The organism is Streptosporangium longisporum, assembly GCF_039534895.1.
Taxonomy (GTDB): Bacteria; Actinomycetota; Actinomycetes; order Streptosporangiales; family Streptosporangiaceae; genus Streptosporangium; species Streptosporangium longisporum.
This window is the reverse complement of the sequence record NZ_BAAAWD010000007.1, coordinates 827,266-851,040: the sequence shown is the minus strand read 5'-3', so window position 1 is coordinate 851,040 and position 23,775 is coordinate 827,266. Positions and strand designations below refer to the sequence as shown.

At 71.6% G+C, this 23,775-nt stretch carries 18 protein-coding genes; 8 read left to right on the top strand and 10 right to left on the bottom strand.

Features of this window, described 5'->3' with window-relative positions; all coding sequences use genetic code 11:
- Positions 1 to 35: 35 nt before the first annotated feature.
- The 3 genes from ABD832_RS16820 to ABD832_RS16810 all read left to right on the top strand — a co-directional run bounded on the left by ABD832_RS16820 (position 36) and on the right by ABD832_RS16810 (position 2,812).
- A complete protein-coding gene (locus ABD832_RS16820) occupies positions 36 to 857 on the top strand; it encodes a helix-turn-helix domain-containing protein (protein WP_344895593.1) in 822 nt (273 codons plus the stop codon).
- Between the two features lie 75 nt (positions 858 to 932).
- Positions 933 to 1,280, top strand: a complete 348-nt coding sequence (locus ABD832_RS16815) for a VOC family protein (protein ID WP_344895589.1) — start codon at positions 933 to 935, stop codon at positions 1,278 to 1,280.
- 515 nt (positions 1,281 to 1,795) lie between these two features.
- Positions 1,796 to 2,812 (top strand): hypothetical protein, encoded by a 1,017-nt coding sequence (locus ABD832_RS16810; protein WP_344895586.1) that lies wholly within the window; start codon positions 1,796 to 1,798, stop codon positions 2,810 to 2,812.
- A 123-nt stretch (positions 2,813 to 2,935) separates the two neighbouring features.
- Here ABD832_RS16810 and purU read toward each other — a convergent pair whose 3' ends face one another.
- Positions 2,936 to 3,790, bottom strand: a complete 855-nt coding sequence (gene purU / locus ABD832_RS16805) for a formyltetrahydrofolate deformylase (RefSeq protein ID WP_344895583.1) — start codon at positions 3,788 to 3,790, stop codon at positions 2,936 to 2,938.
- Positions 3,791 to 4,047: 257 nt separating this feature from the next.
- On the opposite strand from purU, the gene ABD832_RS16800 reads away from it, so the two are divergent.
- Entirely contained in the window at positions 4,048 to 4,506 is a 459-nt protein-coding gene (locus ABD832_RS16800; RefSeq protein ID WP_344895580.1) for an NUDIX hydrolase, read from the top strand.
- A gap of 504 nt (positions 4,507 to 5,010) precedes the next feature.
- On the opposite strand, the gene ABD832_RS16795 is transcribed toward ABD832_RS16800, so the two are convergent.
- Positions 5,011 to 5,505 carry a GNAT family N-acetyltransferase gene (locus ABD832_RS16795; protein ID WP_344895577.1) on the bottom strand — a complete coding sequence of 165 codons (495 nt, stop codon included), beginning with the start codon at positions 5,503 to 5,505 and terminating at the stop codon, positions 5,011 to 5,013.
- The gene (locus ABD832_RS16790) at positions 5,502 to 7,073 is read right to left on the bottom strand and encodes an NsdA family TPR-like regulatory protein (protein ID WP_413224821.1); all 1,572 of its coding nucleotides are present in this window, start codon (positions 7,071 to 7,073) and stop codon (positions 5,502 to 5,504) included. The genes ABD832_RS16795 and ABD832_RS16790 overlap by 4 nt, the downstream gene beginning before the upstream one ends.
- Before the next feature lie 341 nt (positions 7,074 to 7,414).
- Between ABD832_RS16790 and ABD832_RS16785 the strand changes: the two genes are divergently transcribed.
- From ABD832_RS16785 to ABD832_RS16770, 4 genes are all read left to right on the top strand, one after another.
- Entirely contained in the window at positions 7,415 to 7,699 is a 285-nt protein-coding gene (locus ABD832_RS16785; protein ID WP_344895571.1) for a hypothetical protein, read from the top strand.
- Positions 7,700 to 8,415: 716 nt separating this feature from the next.
- Positions 8,416 to 9,285 (top strand): mechanosensitive ion channel family protein, encoded by an 870-nt coding sequence (locus ABD832_RS16780; protein WP_344895568.1) that lies wholly within the window; start codon positions 8,416 to 8,418, stop codon positions 9,283 to 9,285.
- Positions 9,286 to 9,305: 20 nt separating this feature from the next.
- The gene (locus ABD832_RS16775) at positions 9,306 to 9,704 is read left to right on the top strand and encodes a globin (RefSeq protein ID WP_344895565.1); all 399 of its coding nucleotides are present in this window, start codon (positions 9,306 to 9,308) and stop codon (positions 9,702 to 9,704) included.
- Positions 9,705 to 9,727: 23 nt separating this feature from the next.
- Positions 9,728 to 11,269 (top strand): glycoside hydrolase family 13 protein, encoded by a 1,542-nt coding sequence (locus ABD832_RS16770; RefSeq protein WP_344895562.1) that lies wholly within the window; start codon positions 9,728 to 9,730, stop codon positions 11,267 to 11,269.
- A 157-nt stretch (positions 11,270 to 11,426) separates the two neighbouring features.
- Here the strand turns inward: ABD832_RS16770 and ABD832_RS16765 are convergent, their stop codons facing one another.
- From ABD832_RS16765 to cobA, 7 genes are all read right to left on the bottom strand, one after another.
- Positions 11,427 to 11,870: an acyl-CoA thioesterase gene (locus ABD832_RS16765; protein WP_344895559.1), complete on the bottom strand. Its 444-nt coding sequence runs from the start codon at positions 11,868 to 11,870 to the stop codon at positions 11,427 to 11,429.
- Positions 11,871 to 12,051: 181 nt separating this feature from the next.
- A complete protein-coding gene (gene ettA, locus ABD832_RS16760; protein ID WP_344895556.1) occupies positions 12,052 to 13,716 on the bottom strand; it encodes an energy-dependent translational throttle protein EttA in 1,665 nt (554 codons plus the stop codon).
- A 25-nt stretch (positions 13,717 to 13,741) separates the two neighbouring features.
- Complete coding sequence (locus ABD832_RS16755; RefSeq protein ID WP_344895554.1) at positions 13,742 to 14,971, bottom strand: GGDEF domain-containing protein; 1,230 nt, start codon at positions 14,969 to 14,971, stop codon at positions 13,742 to 13,744.
- Positions 14,972 to 15,631: 660 nt separating this feature from the next.
- Positions 15,632 to 16,618, bottom strand: coding sequence for a single-stranded DNA-binding protein (ssb, locus tag ABD832_RS16750; protein ID WP_344895551.1), 987 nt, complete (start codon positions 16,616 to 16,618; stop codon positions 15,632 to 15,634).
- 214 nt (positions 16,619 to 16,832) lie between these two features.
- On the bottom strand, positions 16,833 to 18,473 hold the full coding sequence (locus ABD832_RS16745; RefSeq protein ID WP_344895548.1) for a GTP-binding protein: 1,641 nt from the start codon (positions 18,471 to 18,473) through the stop codon (positions 16,833 to 16,835).
- A gap of 630 nt (positions 18,474 to 19,103) precedes the next feature.
- Positions 19,104 to 21,272: a GTPase gene (locus tag ABD832_RS16740; protein WP_344895546.1), complete on the bottom strand. Its 2,169-nt coding sequence runs from the start codon at positions 21,270 to 21,272 to the stop codon at positions 19,104 to 19,106.
- A 1,118-nt stretch (positions 21,273 to 22,390) separates the two neighbouring features.
- Positions 22,391 to 23,623 (bottom strand): uroporphyrinogen-III C-methyltransferase, encoded by a 1,233-nt coding sequence (gene cobA / locus ABD832_RS16735; protein WP_344895543.1) that lies wholly within the window; start codon positions 23,621 to 23,623, stop codon positions 22,391 to 22,393.
- Positions 23,624 to 23,775 lie beyond the last annotated feature (152 nt).

The following is a 23,775-nucleotide window of genomic DNA, read 5'->3' as shown; positions in this document are numbered from 1 at the left end:
GCCGAACCGTCGGTGGGACCGGTTATGGTCGGGGCGTGCACGACGACGCGGACGAGACGGGGGCGGCCGAGGGCCTGAGCTTCACCGTGGGGGAGCCCGGTTCCCTCCTGCGTCCCCATGTCACCGAGATGTCGGCCTACAGCGAGCGGTACGCCCTGCCCACGGCACGGCGGCAGCCGCCCTTCCCCGGCATCGCGATGATCTTCGGGTTCGGCGCGCCGCTCGCGCTGAGCGGGCCCGGCGGTGACCGCCGGCTGGCCTCGTTCGCCGCGGGCCTGCACGACACCTACGTCGACACCGTCACCGCCGGGACGGCCGAGGGGTTGCAGGTCGACCTCACGCCGCTCGGGGCCAGGAGGTTGCTCGGGGTGCCCCTGCGGGAGCTGGCCAACCGGGTGGTGTCCCTGGAGGAGGTCCTGGGAGGCTGGGCCACGACCACGATCGAGCGGCTGGCCGAGACCCCCGGCCGGGCGGCCCGTCTGGCCCTGCTGGACGCGGTGCTCGTCCGGCGGATCGGCGAGGCCCCCGATCCCGACCGCCGCGTCGCCTGGGCCTGGGGCCGGCTGGTCGCCGCCCGGGGCGCGGTGCCCGTGGCGTCCCTCGCCGCCGAGCTGGGATGGAGCCACCGCCACTTGGTCTCCCGCTTCCACGACCAGATCGGGCTGGCGCCCAAGGCCGCGGCCAGGGTCCTGCGGTTCCAGCACGCCACCGGCCGCCTGAGATCCGGGGTGTCCGCGGCCGACACGGCCGCCGCCTGCGGCTACTACGACCAGGCCCACATGAACCGCGACTTCCGGGCGATGGCCGGGGTCACCCCCGGAGAGATGATGGCGCCCGCGTCCCCCGTCCCGGGGTGAACAGGTCAGATTCGTCCAATCCCTCCGTGTTCTCCGGTGGCATCGTGATCGGGAACCACCACGGAGGAGAGAGACATGCGCACGGTGTATCCACTGGTCATGTACCGCGACCCGGTCAAGGCCGTCGACTGGCTGACCCAGGCGTTCGGATTCGAGGTCAAGGAGCTGCACACCTCACCCGAGGGCAGGGTCGAGCACGGTGAGCTGCTCGTCGGCACCGGGATGATCATGACCGGCACGGGAGAGCCCGGCGGGCCGGGGGTCTACGTCGTCGTGGACGACCCCGACGCCCACCACGACAGGGCCGTCGCGGCCGGTGCCGTGGTCACCAGGGAGCTGAGCGACCAGTCCTACGGCTCCCGCGACTACGCCTGCAAGGATCCCGAGGGCAACGAGTGGTACTTCGGGACGTATCAGCCCTGATCCGGGGGCGGCCCTGATCCCGGGGTCCGCTCCCGGCCTCGGGGTCCGGGTGCGGTCGCCCGGGTCCGGTGTGCGGTCCGAGCGCGGATCGGGGCCGGCGGGTCCAGGTGAGGGCCCCGGGAGCGTCGCGGGCCGTGTCCACGGGGGCGGCCACGACCCGCACGTCCCGGACGAAAAGGCCGCGTCAATGATCAGAGCTTTGCCTCCGGTTGCCGAACCGGGGGTGTCGGCCCCGGGGCGGCCGATCGTACTGTGACGGCTACCGTGGAGAATACGGAGCGTCGACATGACCGCAGCAGCGCGTACGCGAGCAGTGCCCGTCCCGCCGCCGGTCACGGCCGCCCGCATCGGTGCCCCTGACGCCCGGACCGGCTCCCCCGGAGACCCCGGCACCGGTGGGGCCTGATGCCCGCCCCTCCCCCGGCCCCGGGACGTCCGCGCGGCGCCGTTCCGCGTCCTTCTCCCACGGTCGCTTCCACGGCCGAAGCCCGGGATCTCCACGCTGGAGGTATTCGATGAGCGTGCCGATGGACATCGCCCGGCGGCTGGCGGAGGCGGTGCTGTACGAGGGGCGCCTGCTCTACCCCCACCTCACCCCCGCGGCCAAGGACCAGGTGCGGCGGCGGTTCGGGGTCCTGGTGCCACCGGGGTTCACGGCCACCGCCGACCACTCGGCCAGCGTGACCGAGTGCCTCCTCGAAGGGGCCGCGTACGCCGTGGTCCATCTGAACCTGCGTTTCCTGCACGTCAGGACGCGCTGCGTCGAGCGGGCCGAGGACGACGGCTACTGGCCGGTCCAGCAGCTGCGCAACGGCCACCGCACCTACCTCACCTTCGACGAGGCCACGGAGCGGGAGGTGGAGGCGGTCTTCCCGGTCGCCGGTCTGCTCGACGCGCCCGCCCGGATGGTCGAGGTACGGATCCCCGGTGATCGCGTGATCGAGCCGATCGCCTCACCGTCCGGGGAGATCGTGGGGCGGCTCGTCTCCGAGCACCTGCCGCTGCACGCGGCCCTCACCGTCTCCGCCGAGCGGGTTCCGGGACCGTACGGCCTGATCAGGTTGCGTGCCCGGGTGGAGAACACCGACGACTGGAAGCCGCTGGGGGCCCCGCGCGAGCAGGCGCTCCGGCACTCGCTGATCTCGGCGCACCTGATCGTCGCGGTGACCGCCGGCGCCTTCGTCTCCCTGCTCGACCCGCCCGAGTGGGCGCGACCGGCCGTGGAGACCTGCCGTAACGAGCACACCTGGCCCGTCCTGGTGGGAGAACCGGGTCACCGGGACGTGGTGCTCTCCTCGCCGATCATCCTGCACGACCATCCGGACGTCTCACCGGACAGGCCCGAGGGCCTTCTCGACGCCGCCGCGCTCGACGAGCTGTTCCACCTGCGCACGCTCACGCTCACCGAGCGGGAGAGCCGCGCCGCCGACACCCGGGCGGCCGGGTTCGCCGAGGCGGCCGGGGACACGCCGCCCGAACCGGCCGAGGGTGCGGTCACCGACGGGACGGACGGGCACGGGACGGTCGCCTGAGGAATACCTGACAGGCGCGTGACGATCGCACCGGCCAGACGACGACCGTGGTGGTCACGTGACGACCGCACCGCTCACATGACGAACGTGACGATCACGACGGTCAGGTGACGATCGCGACGGTCAGCGGGGGAAGACGATCGTCTTGTGGCCGTCGAGCAGGACCCGCTGCTCGGTGTGCCAGCGGACCGCGCGGGCCAGGGCCTGGCACTCGACGTCACGTCCGATGGCGGCGAGATCCTCCGCTGAGTGGGTGTGGTTCACCCGGGCCACCTCCTGCTCGATGATCGGCCCTTCGTCGAGGTCGGCGGTCACGTAGTGCGCCGTCGCGCCGATCAGCTTCACACCCCGCGCGTGCGCCTGGTGGTAGGGCTTGGCCCCCTTGAACGACGGCAGGAACGAGTGGTGGATGTTGATCACGTTGCCGGCGAGCTTGACGCAGAGATCCTCCGACAGCACCTGCATGTAGCGGGCGAGCACCACCAGATCGGCCCGGTAGTGATCGACGAGGGTCAGCACCTCCGCCTCCTGCCTGGGCTTGGTCTCGGGGGTGACCGGCAGGTGGTGGTAGTCGATGCCGTACGACTGGGTCAGCGGGCGCAGGTCGGGGTGGTTGGAGACGACCGCGACGATCTCTATGTCGAGCAGGCCGGAACGGGTCCGGTAGAGCAGGTCGTTCAGGCAGTGGCCGAATTTGCTGACCATCACCAGTACGCGCGGCCTGACCGAGACGTCGCGCAGCCTGAAGTCCATGCCGAGTTCCGGGGCCAGCGCCGCGACGGCCTCGCGCAGTTCCGCGTCGGGCAGCGGGGAGGCGAACTGCACCCGCATGAAGAACCGCCCGGCCACGGCGTCCCCGAACTGCTGGCTCTCGATGATGTTGCATCCTCGTCCGGCCAGGAGACCGGAGACCGCGGCCACCACGCCGGGACGGTCCGGGCAGGAGAGCGTCAACACATACTCGGCCCTGGAACTCATGCCTTCACCCTTGAGCTTGAGGAGGTGGATCGTACGGTGCTCGCACCTGACCTGGGCAGGGTACAGCGAATCCCGGCGCCGCATCCGCCGGTCCGGAACGCCGTCCACGACACCGTCCACAACGCGTCCGCAACGCCGTCCGGGACGCGGGAAACCACGGGGTCGTCACCGGACCGCCACCGGGTCCCTCATCGGACCGCCACCGGACCGCCACCGGGCTCCGGCCCGGCGGGGGCGGGTGATAGCGTCCCTGGCCCATGGGGGACTCTCAGCCGAACGACCGGCCCGCGGCCCGGGTGATCTGCGTGGACGCCTCCGGACGGGTGCTCCTGATGCACTGGCGTGACGCCACCAGCGGCCACACCCTGTGGGAACCGCCCGGTGGCGGTATCGACCCGGGCGAGACCCCCCTGCAGGCCGCCCGGCGGGAGCTCACCGAGGAGACGGGCCTGCCCGGGGAGGCGGTGCTCGACCGGTGGGTGCCGGTACGCCGGGAGTTCGACTGGCTCGGCGTCCACTACGCCAAGACCGAGCGGTTCTACCTGGCCAGGTTCGAGGACGGTCCCGAAGCGGGCGCGGTGTCGCTGACCGCCGAGGAGGACGTCACGTTCCTGGGCTCCGGCTGGTTCTCCGTGGCGGAGATGGCGGACCTGCCCGGCTTCCTGGAGCCTCCCGGCCTGCCGGAGGTCGTCCGCCGCCTCACCCTGCTGGGCTGACCGGCGGGTCGTCCCGCCCGCACGCCCGCGGAGGAGCCGGCCGGGCCGTCCCACCGCCCTGCCCGCACGCCCGCGGATCGTCTGCCGGGCCAGCCGGGACACGCCCCGGATCGGCCGGGTCACCCGGCTGGAACCGGCCGATCCGTACGGGGCCGCAATACACCCGTCACGGGACCGGAAAGCCACGCGAATGCGTCACACCTCAGGGGCCTGCGCATTCCTCGACGTCATTTCGGACCGAAAAAGGCCGCGCAGAGCCGGAAAACGTGCCGCAGAAGGGGGCGAGAGTGGCACCCGATCTCATGGACCGGGGCCGCCCTCCCTCGCCGAAAAGATCCTCACCCCTTGTGGATGACTCCGGCGACACCACCGAGTCGGGAAACGCCGGGCTTGTGAACAATGATCTTTTTCATCGTACGCACCAGAGAATGTCGACGGATGAGAAGACCCAGTATTCCGCTGTTTCCGCGATCGGCAATACCTGGAGCGAAGCGGTTCACCAACTTACTGCATTAAAGAGGACATAGCGGATATAAGGTCTTTTTCTCCGTAAATAACCGTGCATCCTCCTCGCTCCTCCCGGCGAATCTCCCGCCACCCGAACCTGCGGTAGAGCTCCATCGCCGCGGGCTGGTTCAGGGTGGTGTCCCCGCAGAGCCGGGCGTACCCCAGCTCGACCGCCCGGGCCTCCAGGGCGAGGGCCATCTGGGCGCCGAACCCGCGCCGCTGGAACTCCGGATGGACCCGCAGCCGGCACATCTCGGCGCTCCGGTCGTCGACGCGACGGAGCCCTCCCATCGTGACGATGCGCCCGCCGGGCATCTCGCCCACCAGGAACTCGCCCCGGTCGGCGAGGTAGACCTCGCCGATCCTGGGGAAGTCGTCCTCGTAGTAGACGCCGTCCCCGGGCGCGAGACCCACCTGCGCGAGGCATATCTGGTGCAGCGACCAGACGGTTTCGAGGTCGGACCAGCGATAACGCCGGAGCGTCGGCCTCAACTCTCCCTCCCGTCGGCCACCGGATCCGCCACCGGGACGCCACGGCTGCGCAGCGAGTCCAGGTAGATCCTGAGCTTGGGATGGCCGGGAGCCTTCGCCTCGGCCTGCCGGGCCACCTCGTGCGCGCGCTGCATGAGGATGTCGGGCCTGCACTCGTCGTCGAGGCCCGCGATCGTGCGCTGGGCGATGTCCAGCGCCTCCTCCACGTCGCCTTCGAGGATCTTGCACTGGGCACGGTCGAGTTTGATGATGGTCGGATCCAGCCAGTCGGTCGGGCCGTACTTGGTGAGCGCCTGTTCCAGGATGAGGTCGGCCTCCATCGCCTGCCCGAGCTTGACCAGCGCGTCCCCCTGGTGGAAGTACAGCTGGCGCTCGGTGTAGCCGAAGGTGGAGTCGTCCTGGTCGGCGGCGGTCATCTGGGAGAAGGCCGCCCTGGCCCGGGACAGGGCCCGTTTGGCCTGGTCGACCACCTCCTTCTTGCCCGCGCCCGACATCATCGCCAGCGCGCGGGCCTCCACCACCGGGGCCATCGCCTGGGCCGCGCAGGGGGTCTGCCCGGCCAGGTCCCGGCTCTTCTTGGCCAGGTTGAGCGCCTCGCGCGGATCGCCGTAGTAGAGCGGGACCAGGGCCTCCCTGGCCGTGACCCATGCCCGCAGCGCGCGGTCCCCGGTCTCGTCGGCGGCGGTCCTGCCGGTGCGGAAGAAGGACCGGGCGAGCCGGTGGTCACCGAGATTGATCATGATCATGCCGCTCAGCCCGGCGAGCTGGGCGGCCATCCGGCAGAGCCGTTCCTGCAGGTCGACCGGCTGGCGCCGCTCCATCGCCTTGCGCACCGCGCTGAACTCCAGCATGACGTCGCACAGCAGCCGGAGCGGCGGGGTGTTCATGTACTGGCGGCCGAAGCCGATGGTCGACTCCTCCCACTGGTCGAGCATGGCGGGCGAGACGGTGGCCGAGACCAGCGTGTCGTCCATCCTCCTGCGGATGCTCTCCACCGATCCGAGCACCTGGCCGTCCAGCGCGATGCCGCTGCCCGCCAGGAGCTGTAAGAGTGTCCTCCGTAGCACGTTCTCGTCCTCCTCGCCCCCGTCCGCGGAAAGGCCGAGGCCGATCGGCTGGATCAGCAGCTCTCGCGGACCAGGGGAAGTGTCGGGTCTTCCATCCTGGAGATCGCCTCGGACGACACCGGGCATCTTGTGGCCGTGGCCGCAGATGCACGGGCCGTCGTACCCGAGGGAGGCCGGCTCGACCCGGTAGGCGGAGCACAGGTAGTGCAGGTACTCGGGACCGGGCCGCTTCAGCCCGCTCTCGTACGCGGACAGGAGCGTCTCGCCGATGCCCGGGGCCGACTTGCCGTCGCGTTCGAACAGCGCCCGTATCTGTTCGATGACGTCCGCGAGGGCGACGCCGTGCGCGAGCCGGTGACCTTTAATCCGTGTGGTCCCGAATTGCGCATTGCATTTGTCGTGAATTTCCTCGGCTATCTGCGCCGAGGACTTCCCGGACGCCAGGCCACGAGCCCGGATCCGCCGCGCCAACTCTGTCTCCCTGTGCTGCCTGCCGGACATACCGGCCCCTCTCTCGTGGCCAGCCGGGGCTGGCCGGCACACGTTGTCCCGACCGGTCCTCTCCCCCTTGACTCAGTGTGATCTTTCTGTCGCACTGCGCCTACCGAGAATGATGGACCACGTTTGACTCATCCGGAACGCACTAATAAAGCCATGGGCTAAGAATCGTCCTCCCGGGGACTGTTTCTTTCAACCCACTTGGCACAACGTCCACCCTGAACAGGGTTTTCCCCGAATTGACCCATGGGCCCACCGTGAGTCATCTTTGGCGAGCAGCACCGAATGCGTGATCGAGCGAACACGATTCGATGCCGGCAACCGACATCACGAGGAGGGACGAGGTGGGTGAAGACGATTTCCGGCACCTGGAACGGCTGGTGACGGAGCTTGACTGCCGCGGGCTGCACGCCCGCGTGGTACGGACCCACTCGGGCCGCACGTTCGTGCGTGTGATCAACCCCAAGGCGACCAGCCTTGCGGAGAACGTCACCTGCCGGGCCCAGGCCGCCCCCAGCCATCGGGATTGGTACTACTGGTGGTCCTGGGGCGAGAAGATGCACACGGTGGAGGACCCCGCCGGTGCCGCGACCAAGGTCGCACGCGTACTCGCCGCGGTAGGAGAGTGAGGTGAGCGGCGCAACGGCCGGTGTTCCGGCCGGTGCGCCGCGCCTGCCGCGGCTCGACGGAGCCGGCGGGGCGACCGGTGCGGAGCGTCCTCGGACGCTGGTCGTCCCGCCGGCTCCGAATCGGCCGGACGGGCCCGCCCCCTCGGGCCCGTCCCGGCCCGGCGGCCACCCTCGCGGGGTGGGCCGCCCGCACGGACCGGTCCTGCGAACCGGTCGCCCGCGGGACCTCCCGCGACACGCCTCGGCTCCGTCGGGCCGAGGCCCCCGAACCCATCCGAAGCACAGACTGCCGTCCGGCCTCTCGTCCGGACGGTGACAGGAGGGGATCCTTCTCGGGAACGACACGGGACACGCTTCCGGGTGCGTGTCCCGTCCGGGCCACCCGTCACCGGGGCATCCGGGTCCGCCCCCCGCGGCCCCTGATCCGGATGTCCCCGTCTTCCCCGGCGTGATGTGACGGAGGCCGGTTCGATCGGCAAGATGGGTGGGTCATCAGACGCGCCCGGCCGGCCATCGATCCGATCCGAGAGGGATCCACTCCGTGTTCCTGCTTTCCCCCACGCCCGTTCCCACCCCGAGTCCCAGCCCGTCCCCCGTCCCGACCCCGACCGTCACCACGACGCTGGATCCAGCCGAGAGCGTCAAGGGGCTTTTGGACATGAGCGCGGGCCTGACGAGGGGATGCGGGGACGGCGGGGGGGCTAGTGTGCGATCTCGTGCAGCTCTTCATCCCGGCCAACTGGGCCCCCGTGGTCGCGGCCGCCCTCGCCCTCGTGCTCGTGATCGTGATCGCGCTGATCCTGCGCAACGTGGCGCACCGGCTGATCAACCGCGTGGTGCGGCGGGCGTCCTCCGGGCGCACCTCCCTGGCGGGACGGCTGCGCGGCCGGGACGCGCCTGCCCCCGAGGGCCTGGACGCGATCCTGGCCGAGCGGCGCAGGCAGCGGGCCGAGACCATGGGCTCGGTGCTCAAGCACGTGGCTTCCATCATCATCCTCGGCACCGCCGTGCTGACCGTCCTGGAGCGGCTCACGATACCCATCGCCCCCCTGCTGACCAGCGTCGGCATCGTGGGCGTGGCGATCGGCTTCGGCGCCCAGGAGCTCGTCAAGGACTTCATCGCCGGGATGTTCATGCTCCTGGAGGACCAGTACGGTGTGGGCGACGTGATCGACGCCGGCGCCGCGGTGGGCACCGTGGAGGCGGTCACCCTGCGCATCACCCGCCTGCGCGACGCCGACGGCCGGGTCTGGTACGTGCGCAACGGCACCATCACCCGGGTCGGCAACGAGTCCCAGGGCTGGTCGCGCGCCACCGTGGACGTGCCGGTGGCCTACGCCTCCGACGTCCCGGCCGTCCGTGACCTGCTCAAGGCGACCGTCGAGGAGATGTGGGAGGACCCGGGCTTCCGCTCCGTCATCGTGGAGGAGCCGCAGGTCTGGGGCATCGAGCAGATCTCCGATACCTCGGTCATCTTCCGGATCAGCGCGAAGACCCTCCCCTCCAAGCAGGCCGAGATCGCCCGTGAGCTCCGCCTGCGGGTCAAGACGGCCCTGGACCGGGCCTCCATCCCGATCGCCGGCTGACGTCGATTAGGCTGGAGCACGTGTCCGCCACCCCCGAGGAACCAGAGTCCTTCTACGACGCCGTCGGCGGCGAGGAGGCGTTCAGGCGTCTGGTGCACCACTTCTACCAGGGAGTGGCCACCGACCCGCTGCTCCGGCCGCTCTACCCCGAGGACGACCTCGAAGGCGCCGAGGACCGGCTGCGGCTGTTCCTCATCCAGTACTGGGGCGGCCCCAACACCTACAGCACCCAGCGGGGGCACCCGCGCCTGCGGATGCGGCACAACCCGTTCGTCATCCGCTCGGCCGAGCGCGACGCCTGGCTCAGGCACATGCACGACGCGGTGGCCTCCCTGGAGCTCCCCGAGGACCTGGAGAAACGCCTCTGGGACTACCTCGTGTACGCGGCGCACAGCATGGTCAACGCCCCCGACGCATAAACCCCGCCGACCGGGGGCAACCCATGCTCATGGAAACCCCCTGGTGGCGTGACGCCGTCGTCTACGAGATCTACGTTCGCAGCTTCGCCGACGCCTCCGGAGACGGCGTCGGCGACCTGCCCGGCATCCGGCGGCGCCTGCCGTACCTCGCCGAGCTCGGCGTGGACGCGATCTGGCTGACCCCCTTCTACCGTTCCCCGATGGCCGACGGCGGCTACGACGTGGCCGACTACCGCGACGTCGACCCGCTCTTCGGCACGCTCTCCGACTTCGACGACCTGGTGGCCGACGCGCACCGGCTGGGCCTGCGGGTCATCGTGGACATCGTCCCGAACCACAGCTCCTCGGCGCACGAGTGGTTCCAGGCCGCGCTGCGCGGCGAGGGACGCGACCGCTACGTCTTCCGCGACGGCGGGGACCTGCCGCCCAACAACTGGCAGTCGACCTTCAGCGGCCCGGCCTGGAGCAAGGCGCCCGACGGGCAGTGGTACCTTCACCTCTTCGCCCCCGAGCAGCCCGACTTCAACTGGCGCAACCCCGAGGTGCACGCCGAGTTCCTCGACGTGCTGCGGTTCTGGCTGGACCGGGGGGTGGACGGGTTCAGGATCGACGTGGCGATGGGCCTGTACAAGGCCGAGGGGCTGCCGGACACGCCGCCGGAGGACCAGGCGTTCAAGGCCGAGTCCCCGATCTGGGGACGGCCCGAGGTGCACGAGGTCTACCGCGAGTGGCGCAAGGTGCTCGACTCCTACGACGGTGAGCGGATGGCCATCGGCGAGGTCTGGACCGACTCCGCCGAGGACCTCGCGCTCTACGTCCGGCCCGACGAGCTGCACCAGAGCTTCAACTTCGCCTGGCTGGAGGCCCCCTGGTCCGGGACCGCGTTCAAGAAGGTCATCGACGACACGCTGGCCGCCGTGACCGCCCCCACCTGGGTGCTCTCCAACCACGACGTGGTCCGGCACGTGACCCGGTACGGCGACGGCCTGACGAACTCCACGACGGGTCTGGCCCGCGCGCGTGCGGCGCTGCTCGCCATGCTCGCCCTGCCGGGATCGGCATATCTCTACCAGGGGGAGGAACTGGGCCTCCCCGAGGTGAAGGATCTTCCCCCGGAGGCCCGTCAGGACCCGATCTTCGCCCGGTCCGAGGGGAAGCTGCCCGGCCGGGACGGGTGCCGGGTCCCGCTGCCCTGGTCGGGGGTGTCCGAGCCGTACGGCTTCTCCCCGGACGGGACGCGGCCCTGGCTGCCCCAGCCGGTCGAGTGGGTGGTGCTGTCGGCCGAGCGCCAGTCGAACGACCCGGGTTCGACGCTGAGCTTCTACCGGGAGGCCCTGCGCGCCCGCCGCGACCTGCGCGGCACCCTGCCCGACGAGATCACCTGGCTGGAGAGCTCCGGGGACGCCCTCGTCTTCAGGCGGGGACCGCTGACCTGCGTCATCAACTGCGGCACCGAGCCGGTGAAGCTGCCCCCGCACGACCGCGTCCTGATCGGCAGCGCCCCGGTCGAGGGGCACCTGCTGCTCCCGGACACGGCGGTCTGGCTGGCCACCTCCGGCGCCTGACACCCCCGGCGCGCCGCCCCCACCGGCGGCGCGCCCACCGCCGGGCACCCAGGACGGCGGGATTTTCCCGCGGTACGGGTTCCGGGCGTGCGGAGGGCACCCGGCGGGCCCCGGGAGTCCCCGCCGGGTGCCCTCCGGCAGCGTCGCCGGGCCGTCCTCAGCCGCCGGCGGTGAACCTGCGCAGGTAGGCCAGCTCGTCCTGGTTCAGCCGCCGGGGGGAGGCCTGCTCCACGTCATAGGCGACGAGCACCGACCCGGCCCTGACGAAGACCTCCTCGTCGTCGCGGATCTCGTACGCGAGGGTGAACCGCACCGGCCTGATCTCCGTCACCCAGGACTCCACCCGGACGGGGTCGAGGCGGAAGGTGAGCGGACGCCGGTAGTCGATCTCGTGACGGGCGACCACGAGTCCCCGGAACGGGGCGATGCCCTCGTGGTGGGGGTCGATGTGGAACATCGCCAGCCGCGCGTCCTCCAGGTAGTCGAGGAACCGCACGTTGTTGACGTGTCCCAGCGAGTCGATGTCGGCGAACCTGACGGCCCTGGAGAACACGTGCCGGTGATCCCGGCCGACCGCGTCCGCGACGCTCTGTTCAAACACACCCGAAACCGTAGCGACCCTCCGGCGGCCGCCGCACCCCGGGGCGCGTCCCGCGATGACCGCGGGCCGGCCGCCTCGATCGGCGGCCGGCCCCTGATGTCGTCCGTACGGCCCGTTCCCGCACCGGCCCGGACGGTCCTTCACTCGCGCGCGTCCGGGCGACGGGGACGGTGGGCCGGCCTCAGTCCCGGGTGAGCTTGCGGTAGGTGACGCGGTGCGGCCGGGCCGCGTCGGCCCCCAGGCGCTCGACCTTGTTCTTCTCGTAGTCGGCGTAGTTGCCCTCGAACCAGAACCAGTTCGAGCCCTCCTCCCACGCCAGGATGTGGGTGGCGATGCGGTCCAGGAACCACCGGTCGTGCGAGGTGATCACGGCACAGCCGGGGAACTCCAGCAGCGCGTTCTCCAGGCTGGAGAGCGTCTCGGTGTCGAGGTCGTTGGTGGGCTCGTCGAGCAGCAGCACGTTGCCGCCCTGCTTGAGGGTCAGGGCCAGGTTGAGCCGGTTGCGCTCTCCACCGGAGAGGATGCCCGCCTTCTTCTGCTGGTCCGGCCCCTTGAAGCCGAAGGCCGCGATGTAGGCGCGGGACGGCATCTCGACCTGGCCCACCTTGATGTAGTCCAGCCCGTCGGAGACGACCTCCCAGACGTTCTTGGACGGGTCGATCCCGCCCCGGCTCTGGTCGGCGTAGGAGATCTTGACGGTGTCGCCGATCACGATCTCGCCGCTGTCGGGCGTCTCGCTCCCGGTGATCATCCGGAACAGGGTGGTCTTGCCGACACCGTTCGGGCCGATGATGCCGACGATGCCGTTGCGCGGCAGGTCGAAGGAGAGGCTCTCCATCAGCACGCGCTCCTCGAAGCCCTTGGTGAGCTTCTCGGACCGGATGACCGTGGTGCCCAGACGCGGGCCCGGCGGAATCTGGATCTCCTCGAAGTCGAGCTTGCGGTGCTTGTCGGCCTCGGCGGCCATCTCCTCGTAGCGCTGGAGACGTGCCCGGCTCTTGGTCTGGCGGGCCCTGGCGTTGGAGCGGACCCACTCCAGCTCGTCCTCCAGGCGCTTCTTGCGCTTGGCGTCTTTTTGGCCCTCCAGCTTGAGCCGCGCCGCCTTGGCCTCCAGGTAGGTGGAGTAGTTGCCCTCGTAGGGGTGGCAGCGGCCCCGGTCGAGCTCCAGGATCCAGTTGGCCACGTTGTCCAGGAAGTAACGGTCGTGGGTGACCGCCAGGACGGTGCCCGGATACTTCTCCAGGTGTGACTCGAGCCACTGGACGCTCTCGGCGTCGAGGTGGTTGGTGGGCTCGTCGAGCAGCAGCAGGTCGGGCTGCTCCAGGAGGAGCTTGCACAGGGCGACCCGGCGGCGCTCGCCACCGGAGAGCTGGGTGACCTCGGCCTCCGGCGGGGGGCAGCGCAGGGCGTCCATCGCCTGCTCCAGCTGGCTGTCGAGATCCCAGCCGTTGCGGTGGTCGAGGGCGTCCTGCAGTTTGCCCATCTCGTCGAGCAGTTCGTCGCTGTAGTCGGTGGCCATCAGCTCGGCGATCTCGTTGAAGCGGTCGAGCATCGCCTTGGTCTCGGCGACGCCCTCTTCGACGTTGCCGAGGACGGTCTTGGATTCGTTGAGGGGGGGCTCCTGCTGAAGCATGCCGACGGTGAAGCCGGGCATGAGCCGGGCGTCGCCGTTGGACGGCTGCTCCAGGCCCGCCATCATCTTCAGCAGCGTCGACTTTCCGGTGCCGTTGGGGCCCAGGACACCGATCTTGGCGCCCGGCAGGAACGACAGCGTCACATCGTCGAGGACGACCTTGTCGCCGTGCGCCTTGCGCACGCGCTGCAGTGTGTAGATGTACTCCGGCATGCCTTTAGTTTAGGGCCTGGAAAGTTCAGCTAGGGGCGGCCTCGGATCCGGGCCTGCGGGCCGGGGGCACGACCGTGGCGGGCAGGCAGATCTGGTCGCGGCCGAGCTCCTTGGCGCGGTAGAGGGCCAGGTCGGCCGCGGCGAGCAGTTCGATCAGGTCGTCCCCGTGCACGCTCATGATCGCCACACCGACCGAGATGGTCACGGTGATCATGTTGTCATCGGCCGGGACGGCCATCCTCCCCACCCGGGAGCGGAGCCGCTCGGCCACCCTGCGCGCCTCGGTCACGTCGGCCCTGGGCAGCAGGACGACGAACTCCTCGCCGCCGAACCGGCCCACCACGTCGTAGTCGCGCAGCTGGCTGCGGATGGTGTCGGCCACGCCGACCAGGACCTGGTCGCCGATCAGGTGGCCGTAGGTGTCGTTGACCCGTTTGAAGTGGTCGATGTCGACGATCAGCAGGGCGAGCGTCTCCCCGGTGCGCCGGGCCCTGACGATCTCGGTGTCGGCCTCGCGGTGCCAGGCCGCGGCGTTCAGCAGGCCGGTCTTGAGGTCGGTGCGGGCCGCCGCCTGGAGCTGGGCGTGCAGCAGGCTGCGCTGCAGCAGCACCACCGGCGGCAGGGCCAGGACCAGCAGCGCCGGGTTGAGCCCGCAGGTGATGGAGACCAGGACGCCCAGGCAGAGCTCGACGACGTCCAGGAGCAGGTTCTCCCGGTTCCACAGGACCTCCCGCCAGTGGCTCTCGGGGTCGGCGGTGTGGGCGGCGACGGCGATCAGGGCGGTGTTGATCACCGTGAACAGGACCGCGCAGCCGACGGCCACCAGGATCGGCCTTCCGTCGCCCCTGACCAGCGCGTTCAGGTCACCGGCGGTGGCATGGAAGAGCAGGGAGGCCGCGCATCCGGCGAGCCCGATCGCCGCCGAGCTGACGACCCGCCGGTAGACCACGGTCGCGCGCACCCGTTTCTGCAGCAGGAACTGCAGCGGTATGGGCGCCAGGAGGGCGTACAGCGGCGGCAGCAGCAGCGCGGCGGGCAGCCACCAGGCGGAGAGCAGGTCCCGGTAGACGCCCGCGGGCATGCCGAGCCTGCGGGTCGCCTCGATGCACACGGCCCCGCATGCCATCAGCGCGGTGAAGGTCAGCAGATCGGACCAGCGGAAGACACCGGACGTCGCGAAGTACACGATCGCGACGGCGTCCAGCGTCACCAGCCCGCACAGATAGGCGACCAGCGGGCGACGCTGCCCGAGCAAGGGCCATCGATCGACCAAGGCCGTCACGCCGTCGCGCGCTTTCACCGAGGTGTGACCGGGAGCCGCCATGTCGTCCCCCTCTCCGACTAACGATGTGTAACACAATAGTTGCGGAGTGTGCGTCGCGCGATGGCAACCGCTACGTTGACGAAGTGGGTCAACCCGCCGGTTGATCCACGACGTGGAAACCGCTCGCCCGCGAGCGGGCCGTGTGGGAAAGGAGCAAGCCATGCTGCGGGGCGTGACCTGGACCTAACAGGTGTCTCGGCATCTGACACGGGCAAGACCATCGGCCGGTTCATCCCGGCGTCACCGCCCAGCGCGGCGGGCGCCGGCCGCGTCCGGCCGATGCCCCCTCGCTCAGCCCGTCCCAGGCCCTCTCTTTCACCCCTGAGCCCTCTTTCCCCCCGGCTCCCCCTTGCCCCTTGCCCCCTGTATTCCCCTTCCGCCCCGGCCGCTCCCCTGCGTCTCGGCCCCTTTTCTTTTCGCCCTTCTCTTCCCCCCTCGGGTCGACGATCCGGCGCCGGCGTCCGCCGGCCGGACGACAGGCCCGCGACAGGCCCGTGACAGGCCCGTGACAGGACCCGCGTCCGGACGACGGACCGACTGCCGGACGGGAAGGCCCGCGGCCCGGGCCTTCCCGTCGCGGTGCGGTGCGGCTCAGGCCGCCACGTGCTCCCGTACCGGCCAGGGGACCTCGTCGTCCACGGCGGAGTGGACCTTGTCCTCGTCCGGCACGGTCGCGAGCGCCCCGGCCTCCCGGGCGGGACCGCTTCCCGCCGTGGCGTCCGCTCGCCTCGCCCCCTTCGCCGTCGTCCTGCGCCTGCGGTTCGGGGCCTCCCCGTGCGCGGGCTCCGCCGCCGGGAGCCCGTTCCCCATCGCGTGCGGGGTGCTCCCGGCGATCTCCGCGAAGATCTCGGCCGTCACGATCGGCTCGGCGCCCGGAACGGCCTGCGCCCCGGTCTCCCACGGCGCCGCATCGGCGGACCAGGTCTCCCCGGTCTCTCCGGTCTCCCCCAGCCCCTCGGCCGTCGAGCCCCCGGACCCGCTCTGCGCGAACCCGTCCTTCGTGGACGGCGCCTCCCCGGTCGTCTCACCACCGGCTCCGGACCCTCCGGTGATCTCAGCACCGAATCCGGGCTCCCCGGCCGTCCGGGCACCGGACCCGGACCTCGCCGCGGTCAGGGCGTCGGAGCCGACGGGAACGCCGCCGCTCATGGCCCAGTCGGACGTCTCGCGGTCGAGCTCGCTCCGCTCCGCGCTGCCCAGGGCAGGGACGGGCCCGCCACGTTGTGGCTTGCTGAAGCTGCCGAGCCCCCAGCGCAGGTCGTGGCCCAGCGAGCCGGCCTCCACCTCGGGCATGAACCGGCGCTCCCCCTCATGGGTGAACTCGCGGATGCGCAGCCTGCCCTGGACGATGACGGGCTGGCCCAGCTGGACCGACTGGGCGACGTTGTCGGCCAGCCCGCGAAAGCAGCGGACCCCGAAGTAGGTGGTCTCCCCGTTGCGCCACTGCTGGTTCTCCCGGTCGAAGTAGCGGCTCGTCGAAGCGATCTTGAGCGAGGTGACCCGGGAACCGTCGGGGAAGGTGTGCTGGCGCGGCGGGGCCGCGACGTTACCGGTCAGCGTGACATGGATGTCGTTCATCGTGCCTCCCATGGGAGCCGGCTGACTGCCGGCGGCTGAGAGACACGATGGCCCTTACCGTCCCGCCCGCAGGACCCCGAACCTCGTTCTGTGGAAAACCCGGATCCCGGGGTGAGGCCGTGGACGGTCGGCGACGGCCGCACCGCCCCCTCGATCGACACGGCCGAAGGGGACGGCTCGGCATGAGGCTCTCGGCGAAGAGAGCCGAACGGGATCAGCCCCGCAGGCTCCGCATGGCCGAATAGAACTCGTTATAGCGGGTCAGCTCGCGCTCCACCGGCTCGATCACCATGCTCTCGGCGACGCCGCCGACCCTGCGGCGCATCTCGCGCTCCAGCGCGTCACGCTCGTTGCCCGCGCCGAGCACGACGAAGTTGCGGCTGGCCAACGCGGTCAGCGCCCCGAGCCCGAGAACGGAGAACATCATCAGCCCGACCCAGGGCAGCGAGGTCACGTCGGCAAAGAACTCCAGCGCCTCGGGCGGGGTCCCGAGCCCGAACACGCCGTACGCCAGCGCCACGCCGACCCAGACGAGCCCGGCCAGGAAGAGCACCACCAGCAGGTACTGCCAGACCAGAAGCAGCCGCCACCAGCCGGGAACCCTGTCCAGGCGGGGCGCCACCTCCGACAGCTCCTCCGAGAGCACCTGGGGCAGCTGGGCCACCCGGGAGCGGGCGGCGTCCCTGATGCCGTTCTGCCACGCCTCGTGCATACCGGAGGTGAGGCCGTCGGCGAGGGCCTGGACGGCGGTGTCCACCTCGGCGGGCTGCGCGCTGACCGAACCACCGGTCAGGCCACGGATCTCGTCCCGGAGGTCCCCCAGCCGCAGGCTGTTCAGGGGGTCCGGGCGGAGCCCGGCGATCCAGCGGCCGTAGGGCCAGCCGACCCACTCGGCGGAACGCGCGGCGTACACGTTCTCCATCGCCTCACCGACGGCGGGAACGCCGACCGCGTCGCAGAGGGCGTCGGTCAAGCCGATCCGGCGGGCGTCGTCGAGGGAGGAGGACGGGGCGGGGTCCCCGTCCGCGGGCACGGCCTTCGCCAGGCGGAGCGTCAGCCGGTCCAGGTCGGCCTCCAGGCGCTGGACCGCGGCCCTGCGCTCGGAGACGGTCTCGGCGAGGACGGACGTGAGCTCGCCGACGCCGCTGCCTGTGATCGCCGAGGTGGTGACGATCACCGGATGCTCGACCCCCTCCCGGCGGAGCAGGCCGTCCAGGTCCGCGACGCACTCGGCCAGCTCGTCCTCGTCGAGCCGGTCCGACTGGTTGAGGACGAAGATCGTCACAGCCTCGTGCCCGGCCAGGTCGGTCACGTAGCGCCGGTGCGTGGAGGCGTCGGCGTACTTCTGCGGATCCAGCACCCACACGACGAGGTCGGCGACCTGGATCAGCCGGTCGGCCTCGGTGTCGGTCAGCGCGCGGATGGAGTCGTGGTCGGGCAGGTCGAGTAGGATCAGCCCGTTCAGCCGGCCCTCGCCCCGGTCCAGGGCGCTGGCCCGCGCGAAGCGGTGCCGCCACTGGATCTGCAGCCAGTCCAGCAGCGGGCCCGCGCCGTCCAGCCCCCACACGCAGGCGTGGGTACGGGCCGTGGTCGGGCGGCGGACCCCCGTGGGTGACAGCTCCAGGCCGGAGATCGAGTTGAACAGCGTGGACTTGCCGCTCCCGGTGCCCCCGGCGAGCGCGACCACGGTGTGGTCGGAGGAGAGCTTGAGCCGCTCACCGGCCCGGAGCAGCAGCCGCCCCGACTCCGCGAGCAGCGCGGGTTCGACCCTGCCCGGGCCCAGCTCCACGATCCGTGCCAGCGCGGCGAGCCGTCCGCCGAGTCCCTGGCGTGCCTGGGTGGTGCCAACACTCATCGGGCGACCTCAAGGTTGTACGTTGCCTGGTAGAGACGCGTGGCCGCGGCCTCGTCGGGTATGCCGGCCCCGTCGAGGGCCTGGACGTAACGGGCGGTCTCGTCGTCGAAGAGCAGGCCGATCCTGGCACGGAGATCGCTCCGGGCCTTCACCCCGATGTTGCGCAGCGACTCGGCGCCGAGCAGCGCGTGCACCAGGCGCTGCGGCAGCGCGCCGGGACCGCTCCGAGCGTCCGGGGAACCGTACCCCAGCAGCCCGATGGTCAGGATCAGCGACAGGGACTCGACGTCGAACGAGATCACCCTGGCCACCGACCGCTTGGTCACGCCCTCGGTGCGGATCAGCTCGATGATGTGATCCTGCCAGGCCCCGATGGTCCGGCCGGCCCGGCGCAGCAGTTCGTCGGACGCGCGGCCCGAGTCGGGGACCGCCGCCAGGACGTCCTGCGCGCCCGGACGGTTCAGCCAGCGTGAGGCCGCCTCCTCGGCCGCCCGGTGCGCCGCCGAGACGACCACCGACTCCAGCCCCGCCCGCAACGCGGACTTCAGCGCGCTGAGCCGTTCGGGCGCCTGCTGGCTCGCCTTGCCCGCGAAACGACCGGGTCTGCGCAGGTGAAGGGTGCGCATGAGGTCACCGGAACCGGCGAAGTCCTGCCAGCGGGCCAGCACCTCCCCCTGGAGCAGTGAGCCGTTGCCGGTCTTCTCGTCGATCTCGGCCAGCGCGCGGGCGTAGGCGGTGTCGACGTCCGCGCGCAGGTCCCTGCGCAGGGCGACCTGGACCTCCAGCTGCCTGGCCAGGGCCGGTATCCGGGTACGGAAGCTGTTGAGCACCCCGTTCAGGGTGGCCTTCACGGCCTGTTCGCGGCGGCGCTCGTCGACCGAGAGCTCGTCCAGCCAGCGCCGGAGCTCGGTCACCTCGTCGTCGGGGAGCATCCCGTCGACGACCTTGCTCTCGTGGACGACGAACCGGTCGACCTCGCCGAGACCGTACTCGGTGAGCATCCTCACGAAGTGCTTGTCGATCACTTCCCGGGACTTGGGGGGGCACCCGGGAGAGCACGATGGCCAGCCGGGCACCGCGCTCCTTGGCCAGCCGCAGCAGCCGCCACGCCGGGGCGTCGGCGTACCGCGCGGCGGTGGTGACGAAGATCCACAGGTCGGCCACGTCGAGCATGCGGTGGGCGATCTCGTGGTGCTCCTCGACGACCGAGTCGATGTCGGGGGTGTCCAGCAGGGCCACGCCCGCGGGAAGGTGCTCGGTGGAGACGAGCACCAGACCGCCCGAGGACACCTCGGGGTCGGGTTCGCCGAGCCGCCGCAGGCCGCCGAGCAGCTCGCCCTTGGCGAACCACTCGTGGTCGTCGGGGTGGCAGGCCAGGACGGGCGTACCGGTCGTGGGACGGCGTACGCCGGTCGCGCTGACCTTGGCGTTGGCCAGGGTGTTGAGCAGCGTGGACTTGCCCGCGCCGGTGGAGCCCGCGACCACGATGAGCGCGGGCGCGGTGCTGGTGTGCACGCGGGGGATCACGTAGTCGTCGAGCTGGGCCAGGATCTCGCCCTGGACCTTCCTGGCCTCCTCGGCGCCGGGGAGGTCCAGGCCGAAGGTGAGGTCGGTCACGCCGATGCGGACGGCGGTGAGCGCGCTGCTCAGGGCCTTGGAGACGGCGGCCGGAAGCGGCGTCTCCCGTACGCGCTCCTGCGGCTCCGCGTCCTCTGCGTCCCGGGCCTTGTCGCCGCGGTCTTCGGCCTCGGCGTCACCGCTCTCGTGATCACCGTCACCGTCACCGGACGCCTCGTGGTCGGACGCCTCGGAGTCGGAGGGGTCGGGAGCGGAGGGCTCGCTCTCGGGGTGGTCGGAGGTGTCGGCCGGAGTGCCGGTCTCGGTGCCGGTATCAGTGTCGGCCGGAGTAGTGCCGGTCTCGGTGGAGGCATCGGTGCCGGTGTCGGCAGGGGTGCCGGTCTCGGTGGGGCCGTCGGCCTCGGGGGAGGCGACATCGGCACCGTCGTCTTCGGAGGTGGCGGACCCTGCTGCGTCCTCGCCCTCGGCCCCGGTGTCGGCCCTGACCTCGTCATCGGTCCCGCCACCGGTCGTGTCGTCGGCCCCGTCGGCCCCGTCGGGGACCTGTTCCCCGGTCCCGGCGGGTCGCTCCCCGCTCCGGGACTCGGTGCTCTCGTGCTCGGCGTCACGGAGTTCGCCGTCGACGACGCCGGTACCGGAGTCGTCTCGTACGTCGTCCCGGATCTCGACGATCTCGTGCTCATGCGGGGGCGTGACCTTGTCACGCGAGGGCGGGATGTCCGCGGAGTCGTTCTCGACACCGTCGGCGTTCGACGTCTCGACGTCTCCCCTCGCGGCGTCTCCGGAACGCTCACCTGCGGAGCGATCGTCCGTGGAACGCTCGTCCCCGGCGTCGTCGGAGTGCTCGTTCTCCGAGCCGCCGGAACGCTGGTCCACGGAGCCGTCGAACTCCGGCTCGCCGGACCTGGGCTCACCGGCCCCGGGCTCGTCGAGTCCAGGCTGGCCGGACCCGGAACCGGACCCGTCGGTCTCGGGACCACCGATCTCGGGAGCAGCGGTCTCAGGCCCAGCGGTCTCAGGACCAACGGAACGCCCCTGCCGGGACGCCTCCTCGGCCCCTTCGGACAGACCGGAGCCCTCGCCCGGTGTCGCGTTCTCGTCCTGCTCGGGTCTGCCCTGATCGGGTCCGTCCTGCTCGGGCTCTTCGCGCGGCCTGCCGGCGCGGAGCGGTGGGGCGGCGTCCGCGTGGGGCCGCTCGTCCTGGGCGCCGGGGAGGAACATGGCCGGTCCCCCGCTCCGGGGAGCGCTCGGAGGGACCGGGGCTCCCGGGCGGAAGAGCGCTCCCGGGGCCCCGGGAGAGGCAGTGGCGACGTCACCCGGGTCACCGGTGGCGGGACGAGCCTGCGGGGGGAGCGGGGTCGCCGGTGGTACGGGGGCACCCGGCCGGAAGATCGCACCGGGACCGTCGTGGGAGACGGGGGCGGAACCGGGAGGGGGCATGCCGGGCCCACCCTGGGAGCCGGGGACGGGACCCGGGGGTCGCGCACCGGGACCGGCGGGGTAGGGGGCGTGCGTGCCCGGCGGTACGGGGGCGGCCGACGGCACGGGGGCGCCCGGGCGGAAGATCGCGCCCGGGGCGGCGGGTCCGCCTTCTCGCGGACCACCCGGGGGACCCCCCGCCTGCGGGTTCTGAGCACTTGAGGGCTGGGGAGCGCCGGGCGCTCCCCCCTGCCGAGCCGCCGGGTGAACGGGGGCCGGGGGGCCGGGACGGGCGGGAGCCGGGGCTCCGGGGTGGGCGGGGGCGCCCGGGACCGTACCGGGTGCGGGACCACCCCCGCGCGAGCCGTACGGGGGGACGGAGGTCCCGGGACCAGGGGGGCGAGGAGGGCCGGAGGCGGGGGCCGGGGCGCCGCGTGAGGCGTCAGGGCGCCCGCCGGGCGGAGCGGATCCGGAGGCCGCGTCCCGGGAGGCGGTGAGGGCGTCGATCGTGGCCTGGGCCGCGGCGGCAGCGGCGCGGAAGGCCGCCATGGCCTCGGCGGAGGCGGGAGGGGCCGCGGGATTGTCGGCCCCGCCGGAGGCCCGGGGTGCGGCGGGACCGGCAGGCCGTCCCGGGGTCGTGGCGGGGCCCGCAGGCCGGGAGGTCGTGGCGGGACCGCCCTGCGGCCCCCCGCGGACGTCGGGAGAACCCGGGGCCGGATCGGCCGTCCCCCCTGGTGGCCGGGTGCGGGCGCGGATGGAGGCGGCGTCGTCGTCGGGACGGATGGCGCCGAAGGAGACCGTCTGCTCGCCGGGGGATTCGGTGTCGTCCGGCGGGGCGTCGTCGGATGGTTCCTGGGGGGTGCCGGCGAGGCGAGGATCACGGCCGCCCCCTTGATGGGGGGGCCAGTTGGAAGCCGATATCACGGTACTCGCTCCGCTCGAACCATCTCGACCTCCTGGCCGACCTTCACGACATCGCCGATGATCACGATCGCAGGTGGCCGAATCCCAGCCGCGCTCACGCGCTCCGCCACGGTGGACAACGTGGCGTAAAGAGCTCGCTGGGTGGGAAGAGTACCGTCCTGTACCACCATTACGGGAGTCTCCGGCGAACGTCCGTCGTGGATCAGCGTCTCGGCGATCACTCCGATCCGTTCGACCGCCATCATAAGCACCAGCGTGCCACCCGATCTGGCCAGATTGGGCCAGTCGACGGTGGATCTCTCGTCGCCCGGGGGGACGTGTACGGAGATCACGTGGAATTCCTGGCTCACCCCGCGGTGCGTGACGGGCACGTTGGCGGCGGCGGGCGCCGCCACCGGGCTGGTGATGCCGGGGACCACGGTGACGGGGATGCCCTCGCGGGCGCAGGCCAGCATCTCCTCGCCGCCGCGGCCGAAGACGAACGGGTCCCCGCCCTTGAGCCGGACCACGAACTTGCCCTGCTTGGCGTGCTCGATGAGCAGCTCGTTGATCCTCTCCTGGGCCATGTAACGGCCGTAGGGGATCTTCGCGGCGTCGATCAGCTCGACGTCCGGGGAGAGCTCGTCGAGCAGGGCCTGCGGCGCGAGGCGGTCGGCGACGACCACGTCGGCCTGGGCCAGCAGCTGCCGCCCTCGTACGGTGATCAGGCCCGGGTCGCCGGGCCCGCCGCCGACCAGGGCGACACCCACCGGCTTGGCGCGGTTGCGCCGGGCACCGACCGTGCCGTCCCTGAGGGCCCCGACGACGGCGTCCCTGATCCCGGCGGCGCGCCGGGGGTCGCCCCCGGCGGTGATCGCCACGCTGATCTCGTCCACCTTGCCGCTGGCCGGGGTCCAGGCGGCCGAGGCGTCCTTGTCGTCGGCGCGTACGCACCAGATCCGCTTGGCCTCGGCCTCCGCGGCCACCGCGGCGTTCACCGCGCGGTCGCTCGTGCACGCCTGGACCAGCCATGCCCCGTCGACGTCGCCGACCTGGTAGCGCCTGGCCTCCCACGTCACGCGGCCGGTCGCGATGAGGTCGTCGAGGGCGTGCGTCACGCTCGTCGAGACGATGGTGACCAGGGCACCCGCGTCGAGCAGCGTCGGGACCCGGCGCTGGGCGACGTGCCCGCCGCCCACGACGAGCACCCGCCGCCCGGAGAGACGCAGGCCGAGCAGGTAGGGCGACATGGCGACAGATCTCCCGTTCGCGAGTGATGGTGAAGCGGGGCGTGCTAGGAGGTAAACCTACCGGCTGGCGGCCCCGCCTTTGCTGCCACGGTGTTAACAGATGTCAAGGGGCGGCCGACCGTCCACCGTCGATCGGCTCCCCGAGGCTTTCG